Source organism: Microbacterium sp. MYb64 (genome assembly GCF_002979495.1).
Taxonomy (GTDB): domain Bacteria; phylum Actinomycetota; class Actinomycetes; order Actinomycetales; family Microbacteriaceae; genus Microbacterium; species Microbacterium azadirachtae_A.
In genome coordinates this window covers 28,148-41,069 of record NZ_PCOW01000017.1, presented here as the reverse complement: position 1 = coordinate 41,069, position 12,922 = coordinate 28,148, and the positions used below count along the sequence as shown (strand labels likewise).

General features: G+C 72.1%; 11 protein-coding genes. 2 read left to right on the top strand and 9 right to left on the bottom strand.

Features of this window, described 5'->3' with window-relative positions; genetic code table 11:
* Positions 1 to 35: 35 nt before the first annotated feature.
* Both CQ044_RS14385 and CQ044_RS14380 read right to left on the bottom strand, forming a co-directional pair.
* Complete coding sequence (locus CQ044_RS14385; RefSeq protein ID WP_105689097.1) at positions 36 to 1,778, bottom strand: sodium:proton antiporter; 1,743 nt, start codon at positions 1,776 to 1,778, stop codon at positions 36 to 38.
* A 284-nt stretch (positions 1,779 to 2,062) separates the two neighbouring features.
* Positions 2,063 to 2,707 (bottom strand): phosphoribosyltransferase, encoded by a 645-nt coding sequence (locus CQ044_RS14380; protein ID WP_105689096.1) that lies wholly within the window; start codon positions 2,705 to 2,707, stop codon positions 2,063 to 2,065.
* A 183-nt stretch (positions 2,708 to 2,890) separates the two neighbouring features.
* On the opposite strand from CQ044_RS14380, the gene CQ044_RS14375 reads away from it, so the two are divergent.
* The gene (locus CQ044_RS14375; RefSeq protein ID WP_105689095.1) at positions 2,891 to 3,934 is read left to right on the top strand and encodes an LLM class flavin-dependent oxidoreductase; all 1,044 of its coding nucleotides are present in this window, start codon (positions 2,891 to 2,893) and stop codon (positions 3,932 to 3,934) included.
* Positions 3,935 to 3,947: 13 nt separating this feature from the next.
* Here CQ044_RS14375 and CQ044_RS14370 read toward each other — a convergent pair whose 3' ends face one another.
* On the bottom strand, positions 3,948 to 4,652 hold the full coding sequence (locus CQ044_RS14370) for a hypothetical protein (RefSeq protein WP_105689094.1): 705 nt from the start codon (positions 4,650 to 4,652) through the stop codon (positions 3,948 to 3,950).
* Positions 4,653 to 4,683: 31 nt separating this feature from the next.
* A complete protein-coding gene (pheA, locus tag CQ044_RS14365) occupies positions 4,684 to 5,646 on the bottom strand; it encodes a prephenate dehydratase (protein ID WP_105689133.1) in 963 nt (320 codons plus the stop codon).
* 220 nt (positions 5,647 to 5,866) lie between these two features.
* Here pheA and pgm point away from each other — a divergent pair, with 220 nt between their 5' ends.
* Positions 5,867 to 7,510, top strand: coding sequence for a phosphoglucomutase (alpha-D-glucose-1,6-bisphosphate-dependent) (gene pgm, locus CQ044_RS14360; RefSeq protein ID WP_105689093.1), 1,644 nt, complete (start codon positions 5,867 to 5,869; stop codon positions 7,508 to 7,510).
* 144 nt (positions 7,511 to 7,654) lie between these two features.
* Here pgm and CQ044_RS14355 read toward each other — a convergent pair whose 3' ends face one another.
* The 5 genes from CQ044_RS14355 to CQ044_RS14335 all read right to left on the bottom strand — a co-directional run bounded on the left by CQ044_RS14355 (position 7,655) and on the right by CQ044_RS14335 (position 12,843).
* Positions 7,655 to 8,707 (bottom strand): LacI family DNA-binding transcriptional regulator, encoded by a 1,053-nt coding sequence (locus CQ044_RS14355; RefSeq protein WP_105689092.1) that lies wholly within the window; start codon positions 8,705 to 8,707, stop codon positions 7,655 to 7,657.
* Positions 8,704 to 9,486, bottom strand: a complete 783-nt coding sequence (locus tag CQ044_RS14350; protein WP_105689091.1) for a sugar phosphate isomerase/epimerase — start codon at positions 9,484 to 9,486, stop codon at positions 8,704 to 8,706. Before CQ044_RS14350 ends, CQ044_RS14355 begins: the two co-directional genes overlap by 4 nt.
* Positions 9,487 to 9,635: 149 nt before the next feature.
* Positions 9,636 to 10,517, bottom strand: a complete 882-nt coding sequence (locus CQ044_RS14345) for a sugar phosphate isomerase/epimerase (RefSeq protein WP_105689090.1) — start codon at positions 10,515 to 10,517, stop codon at positions 9,636 to 9,638.
* Positions 10,514 to 11,707, bottom strand: a complete 1,194-nt coding sequence (locus CQ044_RS14340; RefSeq protein WP_105689089.1) for a dihydrodipicolinate synthase family protein — start codon at positions 11,705 to 11,707, stop codon at positions 10,514 to 10,516. The genes CQ044_RS14345 and CQ044_RS14340 overlap by 4 nt, the downstream gene beginning before the upstream one ends.
* A gap of 8 nt (positions 11,708 to 11,715) precedes the next feature.
* Positions 11,716 to 12,843 (bottom strand): Gfo/Idh/MocA family protein, encoded by a 1,128-nt coding sequence (locus tag CQ044_RS14335; protein ID WP_105689132.1) that lies wholly within the window; start codon positions 12,841 to 12,843, stop codon positions 11,716 to 11,718.
* Positions 12,844 to 12,922: the final 79 nt, after the last annotated feature.

Below are 12,922 nucleotides of genomic sequence, written 5' to 3'. Positions count from 1 at the left end.
GAGTGGGATGCATCCCTGAGGGCGAGGATCCGATGTCAGCGCTCCGCCGTGGGGCTGGCGAGGCGGGTGTCGAGGGCGAGCTCCTCGGCGTCCATCGCGGTGATGAGCTCGCGCATGACTTCCTCGTTGAGCTCTCCCGCGTCGCGCTCGGCGATGAGGACGTCGCGGCGCACCTGCAGCCACCCCTTGGACAGCCCGACGAGCTCGTCGCGGCTCGGACGCGGCATCCGGTCCTCCTCCCGCTGCCCCTTCTCGGTGTCGCGCTCGACGCGGGTGAACCGCTGCGCGAAGCGATCGAATCCGGCGAGCGCCTCGTGCCCATGCTTCGCCTCCCACGCCTTGCGCTTGGCGTCGAGGAAGACCTTGCCCGCCTCACGCGTGCGAGCACGGACCTGCGCGAGCTGACGCCGGTCCTCATCCTCCTCGTCGCTCACATCGGCGACCCCGAGTCCGTTGATCAGCAGTGGCAGCGTGAGCCCCTGCAGCAGCAGGGTGCCGACCGTCACCACGAACGCGACGACGACGATCGCGTGCGCAGCGTCCGTGTCGAGTCCGGCCAGATCCGCCGCGGCGAGCGCGGTCGCCAGGGTGACCACGCCGCGCATGCCGGCCCAGGAGATCACGGCGTTGTCCCGCCAGCTCAGCTGCGACTCGCGGAAGCGCTCGCGCAGCTGCTCCTCGCTGGGTCGCCGGCGGCTGGACCAGCCCCTCCGCGCCCGTTTCTCCTCGACCGCCTGCATCCGCTGCTCGAGCTGCCCCGACTCCAGCGTGCGCTCGAACTGGCGCAGTCGCAGCTTCGACCAGAATGCTCCCCACGCCGACGCCGGATACACGAACAGCGGTCGCACGACGAGCACGGCCACGAACACCGCGGCCGAGAGCCACAGCACGCCGGCGACCTGGGTCGCGCCCAGCTCGGCGATCACCGGCGGCAGCTGCAGACCGATGTACGCGAAGACGAACGCCTCCAGCAGGAAGTCGGCCGAGAGCCAGATCGGCGCCTCCTGCATGCGCGTGGCGTAGCTCGTGCGCGGCGCGTTGTAGCCGACCACGAGGCCCATCGCGACGACGCCGAGCACGCCGGATCCGCCCAGGTGCTCCGTGATCGCGTACACGCCGAACGGCGCGAGCAGGCCGAAAGTGCCGATGACGACCGGATCCGAGATGCGCATGCGCAGCTGGTGCATGCCGAGGCCCGCGACCACGCCGATCGCGACGCCGACCACGACTGCCACGACGAACTGCCAGACGCCCCCGCCGAGGCTGATCGTCGCGCCGGCCAGGATCGCCGCGAACACGCGGTACAGCGTCAGCGAGGTCGCGTCGTTGATCAGGCTCTCCCCCGACAGCACCGTCATCACGCGGCGCGGCAGTCCGAGCCTGCGGCCGATCGCCGCGGCGGAGACGGCATCGGGCGGTGCGACGATCGCACCGAGCAGCAGTGCGCCGGGCAGGGTCAGGGACGGCATGATGAGCCACGCGATCAGCCCCACGACGGCCGCGGTCACGACGACCAGGCCGATGCCGAGCCGGCGGATCTGCGGCATGCTGCGGCGGAAGCTCACGAACGAGACGTCCAGTGACGCGGAGTACAGCAGCGGAGGCAGCACGAGGTTCAGCAGCACGTGCCCGTCGATGCGCAGGTTGGGCACGGCGGGGATGAAGGACACGGCGAGCGCGACGACCGTCACGAGCAGTGGCGCAGGCCAGCCCCTCCAGCGCGCGATCGCCGCGACGACCACCGATCCGACCAGCACGTAGAAGATCTCGGGATCCATGTCGCCAGGCTAGCGGGGCACCGCTGTCGCGCCTCTGTCGGGACACTGTCGAGGGCGTACCCGCGGTCCGCGCTGTGCTGCCCGTCGACCTGCGAAGCGGATCCGAATCCGGTCGTCCCTTGGTGCTTTGGCTCGTGCTCCCGTCGCGATGGATGTCGTTCGGTCTGCTCCCGTCCCAATTGATGCCGATATCTGACGCTCAGAGCGGCCGTTCTTGCGACCGGAGCGAGGTGGACTGAGGATCCGGCCGCGGATCCGGACCGGTCCGGGCGATCCGGACCCGGTCAGGGATCGTCGAGCAGGCGCACGACCTCCTCGTCGGGCGTCTGCCGGAAGTCGACGTAGTGCATGCCCACCGCCATGAAGTCCTCGGGCGCCTCGAGGCAGACGACCTCGTCGGCGTCCGGATCCGCTCCGCCCCGCAGCTCCTCGAGCACCTCCGGCGGTGCCACCGGCACGGCGACGACCACTCGCGCGGCACCCCTGGCACGCGCGATCGCACAGGCCGCGCGCACGGTCGCGCCCGTGGCGATGCCGTCGTCCACGATGAGCGCGGTGCGCCCGGTGAGCGGCTCGGGCGCACGCCCGCCACGGAACAGCCCCGCCCTGCGCTCCACCTCGGCGCGCTCACGGCGCTCGGCCGCGCGCAGGGTCCGCCCGTCGGCCCCGGCGGCACGCACGACGTCGGGATTGCGCACGGCCGCGCCCTCCTCGCCGACGGCGCCCATCGCGAGCTCGGGCTGCCACGGCACCCCGACCTTGCGCACGACGAGCACATCCAGCGGCGCGCCGAGCGCCCGCGCCACCTCGGCCGCCACCGGAACGCCGCCCCGGGGCAGACCGAGCACGATCGCGTCCGAAGGCGGATCCGTCTCCAGCAGCGCCGCGAGCCGCCGCCCGGCGTCGGCGCGATCCGCGAACCCGTGCATGGCTCCGGACTACGCCGATGCGGGGGCGCGGTCAAGGGCGGGCCACAACGGGGTCGCCGACGCGGCTCCCTCGGCTGGTCGAGCGAACCCCGGCGCAGCCGGAGTGAGACGACACGGGGTGCTCTCACGGATCCAGGCGACGGATCCGGAATGCTCCCTGGTCCGCTCGCGTTGTCGCCAAGGATGTCTTCTCTCGCGCTCTCCGTCCTCGACCTCGTCCCGGTGCGCACCGGGCAGACCAGCGCCCAGGCGGTGTCGTCGTCGCTCGCGCTCGCCGCGCGCGCCGACGAACTCGGCTATCGGCGGTACTGGTTCGCCGAGCACCACAACATGCCGGCCGTCGCCTCGACCGCCCCGCCCGTGCTGATCGCCGCGGCCGCCGCGCGCACGCAGCGCATCCGGGTCGGATCCGGCGGGGTCATGCTGCCGAACCACGCGCCGCTCATCGTCGCGGAGCAGTTCGCCGCGCTCGAGGCGATCGCGCCCGGCCGGATCGACCTCGGCCTCGGCCGCGCCCCGGGCAGCGACCCCGTCATCACGCAGCTGCTGCGCGCCGCGGGCACCGCCGGCGACGTCGAGCGCTTCCCCGATCACGTGCAGGACATCGCGCTCATGCTGCAGCCCGACGGCGCGACCGTGCAGTTCACCTCGGGCGGCGAGTACGCGGTGCGCTCCACGCCCGCCGCGACAGGCGCCCCCGAGGTGTGGCTGCTCGGATCCAGCGACTATTCGGCGCAGCTCGCGGCCTCGCTCGGTCTGCCGTATGTGTTCGCGAACCACTTCTCCGGCCAGGGCCTCGACCGCGCCCTCTCGCTCTACCGCGAGGGCTTCCGGCCCTCCGAGGCGCACCCGGAACCGCGCACGTTCCTCACCGCGAACGTGGTCGCGGCGCCGACCGCCGAAGAGGCCTCGGAGCGCGCGATCCCGCAGCTGCGGATGATGGCGCGGCTGCGGCTGAACCGACCGCTGACCGCGCTCGAGACCGTGGAGCAGGCCAGAGCGGCCCTCGCCGCGAGCCCCGATCCGCAGGAGGAGCAGATCCACGCGGCCGCGCTCGCGAACTGGTTCGTCGGGGACGGCGCGACCGTCCGCGGCGAGCTCGAAGCCTTCGCGGCGAGGCACGGCGTCGGGGAGATCATGATCTCCCCGGTCGCCGGATCCTTCGCCGCCGAGGATCCGGAGCGCACGCCCGGTCGCACGCAGACGCTGGAGCTGCTCGCAGGCTGAAGCCCTGCACCGCTCAGAGCGGGAGTTTGGCGATCGTCTCCACGACGTGCCGGGCCTGGTCCGCACCGATCCCGAGCTGGGAGCGGATCCGGGCCTCGGCCTCGGCCGTGCGCCCCTGCCGCACCAGGGCGATGATCTCGTCGGGAAGCTTCGCCGAGAACGACGATGCCGTGGTGCCAGGGGACTGAGGATCCGCGGATCCGCGCCGGCTGGCCGAGCTCGACCAGCTGATCGAGGTCGAGGTCGTCGTCGAGGACGAGCTCGACGACGTCGCCCCACCGGGGGCCCGGCCGTCGGCGAAATACGCCGCGAGGTCCATGGTCGACAAGGAGTCGACGGCGCGCTGCGCCCATGCCGGGTCCTGCCGTCCCGTGGCGGTCATGAGCGCCGTCACCGCTTCGGCCGTGCGCCCCTCCGAGACCAGTCGCACCACGTCATCGGGGATCGGGCGAGCGCCGCTCGGCGACGCATCCGGCACATCCGACGCGGGCACGGTCGGCGTCGGAACGGCATGGGCCGGTGCAGCGCTCTGCCGATAGGCAGCCTGCGGATCCGCGGACGACGGGTTCAGCACTGCGCCGGACGGCAGCGTCACTCCGATGCCGCGGTCGTCGCCGGCGCGCCGCCGCAGCAGCAGCACCCGCACCAGGATCACGGTCACCACGACGGCGACTGCGACGACGACCAGCACGGCGATCATCAGCCCACTCGAGATCATGACTCCACCGTAGGGGCAGCGAGGATCCGCCCTACGCCTCGGGCTCGCCCGCGATGAGGCCGCGCAGCCAGTCGCGCGCCTCGACGAACACGTCGTCCGCGTAGCGCTCGGGGTACTGCACGATGCGCCGGTCGGCGCGGGGGTACGAGCCGAGGTAGACGACCCGCGGGCTGAACCGGCGGATGCCGAGCAGCGCATCGGCCATCCGCTCGTCCTGGACGTGGCCGTCGGCGTCGAGCACGAACCGGTACCGGCCCAGCTCGTCGCCGATGGGGCGGGACTGCAGCAGCGAAAGGTTGATGCCGCGCGTGGAGAACTGCTCCAGCAGCTCGAGCAGGGCGCCCGCGTGGTCCTCCGGCAGCTCCACGATGAGCGAGGTCTTGTCGGCGCCGGTGGGCGGGGCCGGGGCCACGGTGCGCGCGACCAGCACGAACCGGGTGACGGCGTTCTCGTTGTCGCCGATGCCGTCGGCGAGGAGTTCGAGCTCGTGGTGCTGCACGATGCCGGGCGCCGCGATCGCGGCGTCCGCGGGCAGCGATCCGTCCAGGATCCCGAGGGCCGAGGCGACGTTGCTCGCCGCGGGCACGTGCTGATGGGCCGTGATGTGCTCGCCGAGCCAGCCGTAGCACTGGGCGTAGGCGACAGGGTGCGCGGCGACGACCGTGACGTCCTCGATCCTGGTGCCGGGCGCCGCGACCAGCACGAAGTCGACCTTCACCAGGTACTCGCCGACGATCCGCAGGCCGGGCAGCGTCGCGAGGGCATCCAGGGTCGTGGTGACCCCGCCCTCGACCGAGTTCTCGATCGCGATCATCGCGGCGTCGCTGCGCCCGTCGAGCACGTCCGCGAGTGCCTCGCCCACGTTGTGCACGGGACGCCACTCGTGTCCCCGCGCCTCGGGCACCTGCTCCAGCGCCGCCTCGGTGAACGTCCCCGCGGGGCCGAGATAGCTGTAGGTACGGCGGGCGGGGGCGGCATCGGTCACGGCGTTCAGCCTAGTCCGGGGCGCGGCCCCGGCTCCGGTCGATGACGCGGACGGCTGCACGATCCTGCCACGGATGCACGACGCCGGGCGGGATCCGGTCGTGCAGCCGTGCGCGGATCGTGCAGGCGTCACCCCGGATCGGGTCGACCGCGGCGGCAGCGCTCCGCCACCCGACGTTCCGCGCCGAAACGATGATGCGATCCTGGGCCCGCCGGGGCAGACTAGCTGCATGACGAGCCGAGCCGGCCTCCCCGCGGAGGAAAGCGACCTGATCGACGTCGACGAGCTGATCGCCGCCTACTACGACCGGATCCCGGATCCGAAGATCTCCACGGAGAGAGTCGTGTTCGGCACGAGCGGACATCGCGGGTCGTCCTTGAGCGGCAGCTTCAATGAGCAGCACATCCTCGCCACGACCCAGGCGATCGTCGACTACCGCACCGCGCAGGGCATCACCGGCCCGCTCTTCCTCGGCCGCGACACGCATGCGCTCAGCCGCCCGGCGGAGCGCAGCGCGATCGAGGTGCTCGTCGCGAACGACGTCGACGTGCTCGTCGACTCGCGGGACGCCTGGGTGCCGACCCCCGCGCTCAGCCACGCGATCCTCACCTACAACCGCGACCGCTCCGACGACGAGCCCGGCCGCGCCGACGGCATCGTGGTCACGCCGTCGCACAACCCGCCGCGCGACGGCGGCTTCAAGTACAACCCGCCGCACGGCGGCCCCGCCGACACCGACGCGACCGGCTGGATCGCGAACCGCGCGAACGAGCTCATCGAGTCCGGCCTCGAGGGCGTGAAGCGCACCCGCTTCGCCGACATCGACGCCGACGGCCTCGGCACCTACGACTTCCGCGACGGCTACGTGCGCGACCTGCCCTCGATCATCGACATCGAGGCGATCAAGCGCGCGGGCGTCAGGATCGGGGCGGATCCGCTCGGCGGCGCCTCGGTCGAGTACTGGGCCCTCATCCGCGAGATGCACGGCCTCGACCTCACGGTGGTGAACCCCGAGGTCGACCCGACCTGGCGCTTCATGACGCTGGACTGGGACGAGAAGATCCGGATGGATCCGTCCTCCCCCTCCGCGATGGCGTCGCTGGTCGCGAAGAAGGGCGACTACGACGTGCTCACGGGCAACGACGCCGACGCCGACCGGCACGGCATCGTGACCCCGGATGCGGGTCTGATGAACCCGAACCACTACCTCGCGGTCGCGATCGACTACCTGTTCTCGCACCGCGAGGGCTGGGGCCGCGACGCCGCGATCGGCAAGACCCTGGTCTCGTCCATGATCATCGACCGCGTCGCGGAGTCGCTCGGACGGCGCCTGCTCGAAGTCCCCGTCGGGTTCAAGTGGTTCGTGCCAGGGCTGCTCGACGGATCCGTCGCGTTCGGCGGCGAGGAGTCGGCAGGGGCGTCGTTCCTGCGCAAGGACGGATCCGTGTGGTCGACCGACAAGGACGGGATCCTGCTCTGCCTGCTCGCCGCGGAGATCATCGCCGTGACCGGCAAGACGCCGTCGGAGCGCTATCGCGAGCTCGAGGAGGCTTTCGGCGCCTCCGCGTATCAGCGCGTGGACGCCCCCGCGACGCCCGAGCAGAAGGCCACGCTCGGCAGGCTGTCGCCGGAGTCGGTCACCGCGACCGAGCTCGCCGGTGAGCCGATCACGGCCAAGCTCTCGCACGCACCGGGCAACGGCGCGGCGATCGGCGGACTCAAGGTGCAGACCGAGCACGCCTGGTTCGCCGCACGCCCGTCCGGCACGGAGGACGTCTACAAGCTCTACGCCGAGTCGCTGCTCGGCCCCGAGCACCTCGCCCGTGTGCAGGAGGAGGCCAGGGCGGTCGTGAGCGCCGCGCTCGGGGGCTGATCCGGCTCGGTTGTGGCCTGCCGTGTCCCGGTTTCGGCGCGGCGGCGCCCCGGTTTCGGCGCGGCGGTGTCCCCGTTCTGGCCTGCCATGTCCCGGTTTCGGCGCAGAATCACCCGATTCTTGAGCCGAAAGCGGACACGGTCGTCAGGCGAGCCCCGGAGTGCTCCCCCGCACGACGACCTCGACGGGGAGCGGGGCCTGGATCCAGCCGTCGTCGACGATCGCACGGAACGCCTGGTACCCCGCCTCGTTCAGGGGCACCCTCACCGTGGTGAGCGCGGGCGTCACGTCGCCGCTCGCGGAGACGTCGTCGAAGCCGCACACGGCGATGTCCGCCCCGACCGCACGGCCGGCCGCGCGGATCGCGGACATGGCGCCCAGCGCGACGACATCGCTCATCCCGAAAACCAGGGTGCCCGCCTCGACGCCCTCCTCCAGCGCCGCGGCCATGGCCTCGGCCCCCGACTCGCGTCGGAAGTCGCCACGATGGATCCGGTCCACCACCCCGCCGCCGGATGCGAAGCCCCGGGCGAAGCCGTGCAGGCGATCGTCCGAGGTGCGGACGCCCTCCGCGGCGCCGATGCCGATCGCGGAGCGGTAGCCCAACGCGGCCATGCGGCGGCCGAGCTCCTCGGCCCCGCCGGCGTTGTCGATCACGACGGTACGACCGCCGCCCTCACCCGGCAGGTCTCCGAATGCGACGACCCGCCCGCCGTAGCGTTCGAACGCCTCCAACTCGGCGGATGCGGATCCGCCTTCCGCGTCGTCCGCCCGCGACGCCGCGAGGATCAGCCCCTGCGGACGCTGACCGCGCAGGGCCCGCAGGATCCGGTTCTCCCGCTCCGGGTCGCGCTCGGTGATCGAGATCGTCACGACGAGGCCCTGCTCATCGGCGCCGCGGGCGACGCCCGCGGCGATCTGACCGAAATAGGGGTCGGCGATGTCGGCGACGAGGAGCGCGATGACCGGGGAATGACCGCGGGCGGTCGCCTGCGCCGACACGTTCGGGGTGTAGCCGAGCGTCTCTGCCGCGCGCTCCACGCGCTCGCGGAAGGCCCCGGCGACCTTGCGCTCCGAGCCGTTGAGCACGCGCGAAGCGGTGGCCAGGGAGACCCCGGCCTCCCGTGCGACATCCTGCAGCGTCGCCGCGTGGGGAACCGCGGAGGCGGCGCGCGGGGAAGGGCTTCCCGGATTCATGCCCCGAGCCTAGTGCGCGCGGCTCCCCCCGCGAGGTACCCGCGCAGAGCCGCGGCTTCTGCGGCGAGCGCGGCGGGATCGTCGCCCGGCACGAACTCGAGCAGCGCATCGCGCGGGGGCGCCGGCATCGCAGCGGCTGCGGCCGCGAACGCCTGCCACAGGCTCGCCCGGGCGGTGAGCGGGAGCCGCTCGGCCACGGGCCACCACGAGAACACGTGCACGGCGGAGACCCGGTCGGCGAGACGCTCGTACTCGGCCACGGCGACATCGTCGGGCGCCGACACGGTGGGCTGCCAGTACGTGGACAGGTGCGGACTGGCGACCTCGGCCAGCACGCGCAGCGTCTGCTCGGCGTCGTCGGCGAGCGTGCGCCCGTGGAACTCCAGAGCGAGCGAGATCCCGCGGCGGCCTGCGTGCTCCGCCGCGTCCGCGAGCGCGTCGATGACGTCGGTCCGCTGGGCAGCGGTGGCGTCCGCGGATCCGATGCCCCCCGCCCACACGCGGATCCGGTCGGCGCCGAGCGCCTCTGCCGAGTCCAGGACCGGGGCGATGTCCTCCCCCGCCTGCGCACGGAAGTAGGAGCCGTACGAGCAGACCGCGAGTCCCGCGTCGGCCGTGATGCGGGCGACCTCGGCCGCGCGCGCGGCATCGCCCGGGGGCACGTGCACGTCCCCGCCCCACTCGATGACCAGCAGTCCCGCGTCCGCGGCGAGCGCCGCGATCGCGGCCGGATCCAGCTGCCGGAAGGTCACTGAGCACAGCCCCGGTCGGATGTTCATGCGGTCAGCCTTTCATGTGGGGACGCTCTCCCTGTCCGCGAGACTCCAACTGGGCGACGAGACTGCGGCTGTGGAGCGCAGTCTCGTCGCGGAGTTGGAGTCTCGCGGTCAAGGGACGGGCATGAGACGGGCGGGGCGGGGACGAAGAGTCAGACCAGGTGCGGGGAGACCGCGGCGGCGAAGGACTCCGCCGTCCGGCGCACGACCTCGGCAGGATCCTGCGCCCAGATGTCGGCGTTGAAGATCTCCACCTCGATGTCGCGGTCGTAGCCGGTCGCGACCACGGCCTGCGTGAGCGAGGCGAAGTCGATGACGCCATCGCCCGGGTAGTGCCGGCTGAGCAGCACATCGGCGGGCAGCGGCGTCTTCCAGTCGCACACCTGGTAGGTCGCGATGCGCCCCTCGCGACCGGCACGGGCGATCTGGTCGAGCACCTGCGGATCCCACCAGATGTGGAAGGTGTCGACCGCCGCCCCGACCACGGCCGGGTCGAAGTCGGCCGCGATGTCGAGCGCCTGCCCGAGCGTGGCGACGACGCAGCGGTCGGATCCGAACATCGGGTGCAGCGGCTCGATCGCGAGGGTCACGCCCGCGGCGGCCGCGTCGGCCGACAGCTCGCCGATCGCGTCGCGCACCCGCTCCCGCGCGCCGATCAGGTCGCGTGATCCCTCGGGCAGCCCTCCGGCGACGAGCACGAGCACGGCGGTCGATCCCTCGGCCCCCGCGGCGGCGAGCGCCGCGGTCTCCTCGATCGCGCGCCGGTTGTCGTCGAGCGCCGCGCGTCGCTCCGCCCCGTCCGGCAGCGTGAAGAACCCGCCGCGGCAGTGCGTGGTGAAGCGCAACCCGGAGTCGGCGAGCATCCGCGCGGCGACGTCGAGGCCGACCTCGTTCACGGGCTCGCGCCACAGGCCGATCCCCTGCACGCCCGCCTCGGCGGTCACCCTGAGCGCGGTGGCAAGATCGGAGTACTTGATCGTGGCTTGGTTGATCGAGAGGCGAACATCCGGTCCCTGAGCCTGCCGAAGGGTCATGCGTCCACTCCGTTCAGGCGCAGCATCCCGTGCCAGCGTTCCCGCGCGAGCTCCGGATCCTCGAGGGCGAGAGACGCATTGGCGAGCTCGACGATGCGGCTGAGGTGCGGCAGGCTGCGCGCGGAGTGCAGCCCGCCCACCATCTGGAACGCGGGCTGGTGCCCGTTCAGCCAGGCCAGGAACGCGACCCCGGTCTTGTAGTAGAACGTGGGCGCCGCGAAGACCTGCCGGCTGAGCTCCTCGGTCGGACCCAGGATCTCGAGGTAGCGGGCCGGATCCCCCGCGTCGAGCGCCTGGATCGCCGCCGAGGCGACCGGGGTGATCGCCGCGAACGCGCCGAGCAGCGCGTCGGAGTGTCCTTCGTCTCGCTTCGCTCGCTCAGGAACCGAGTTCAGGCTGTCCCCGCCGATCAGCCCCACGTAGTTGAAGTCGTCGCCGGTGAACATCCGCACGCCGTCCGGAAGCTGCGCGCGCACCGCGATCTCGGACTCGGCGTTCAGCAGGCTCATCTTGACGCCCGCGACCTTGCCCGGGTTCTCGGCGATGATCCGCAGCAGCGTGCCGGACGCGTCGCGCCAGTCACCGGATCCGAAGTACCCCTCGAGCTGCGGGTCGAACGCGGTGCCGAGCCAGTGCAGCACGACCGGGGTGGTCGCCTGCTGCAGCACGGCGGCGTAGACGCGCAGATAGTCGGTGCGCGACTCCGCGACCCGGGCGAGGTGGCGCGAGGCCATCAGCACGGGACCCGCGCCCTGCTCCTCGGTGAAGTGCAGCTGCTCGACGTAGGCGTCGATCACCTGCTGCAGCGGAATGCGCTCCTCGTCGACGTGGTCGGTGTTGACGCCGACGACGACGGATCCGCCCTCCTCCCGCGCGACCTCGGCGCTGCGCGCGATGAGCTCGCGGGTGGCCGCCGCGTCGAGCCCCATGTTTCGCTGCGCGGTGTCCATGGCGTCGGCGACGCCGAGGCCCCACGAGTACACGTTGCGGCGGAACGCGAGCGTGGCGTCCCAGTCGATGTCGGCCGGCTGCCCCGGGGTGTTGTCGGCATGCGCTTTGGGTACGACGTGCGCCGCGGCGTAGGCGACGCGGCTCTGCAGCGGCGAGGCGGGACGGGCGTACGCCCCGGAGTCGTTCAGGGCGGCGTCTGAGGTCTCCCCCGTCGCCGCGAGAAGGCGGATCGTCGTCATGGCCGGCCTCAGTCCAGGCTCAGCGCGGGCAGCGCGACCTTGCGGCCCTCGGCGGAGGACTGCAGCCCCGCCTCTGCGAGCTGCACGCCCCTGGCACCCGCGAGCAGGTCGAACGCGTAGTCGGTGCCGAGCACGTAGGACGCGAGGTACTCCTCCCACTGCTGGCGGAAGCCGTTGAGGAACACGTCGTTCACGGGCACCTCGGCCCAGTCCGCGTCGTAGTCGTGCGCGTCGGCGAGGTCGGGGTTCCACACCGGCTTCGGGGTGGCGTTGCGGTGCTGGATCTTGGCGCCGAACAGGCCCACGACGGCGGATCCGTGCGTGCCGTCGACCTGGAACTCGACCAGCTCGTCGCGGTTCACGCGCACGGTCCAGCTGGAGTTGATCTCGGCGACGATGCCGCCCTCGAGCTCGAAGATGCCGTACGCGGCGTCTTCGGCGGTGGCGGTGTAGGGCTCGCCGTTCTCGTCCCAGCGGTCCGCGATGTGCACCGCTGCCTGCGCATAGACGCTCTTGACCTCGCCGAACAGGTTCTCCATCACGTAGTTCCAGTGCGGGAACATGTCGCTGATGATGCCACCGCCGTCCTCGGTGCGGTAGTTCCAGCTGGGGCGCTGCGCGGGCTGCCAGTCGCCCTCGAACACCCAGTAGCCGAACTCCCCGCGGACGGAGAGGATCCGCCCGAAGAAGCCGGAGTCGATGAGGCGCTTGAGCTTCTGCAGACCGGGAAGGTAGAGCTTGTCGTGCACGACGCCCGTCTTGACGCCGGCGGTCCGGGCGAGGCGGGCCAGTTCGAGCGCCTCCGCGACGGACTCCGCGGTCGGCTTCTCGGTGTAGATCGCCTTGCCCGCGGCGATGGCCTTGCGGATCGCGGTCGCGCGCGCCTTGGTGACGAGGAAGTCGGCGTAGATCTCCCACTGCGGATCCGCGAGCGCGGCGTCGAGGTCGGTCGTCCAGTCCTCGATGCCGTGCTTGGCGGCGAGCTCGGCGAGCTTCTGCGCGCTGCGGCCGACGAGGATCGGCTTCACCGTGACGCGGCTGCCGTCGGGCAGCTCGATGCCGCCCTGCTCGCGGATCGCGAGGATCGAGCGCACCAGGTGCTGGCGGTAGCCCATGCGCCCGGAGACGCCGTTCATGATGATGCCGATCTCGCGGGTGGTCGTCTCGGACACGGTGTCCCCTCTCCTTGCCTCGGCGGCCCTCGTGGCCTCGCCG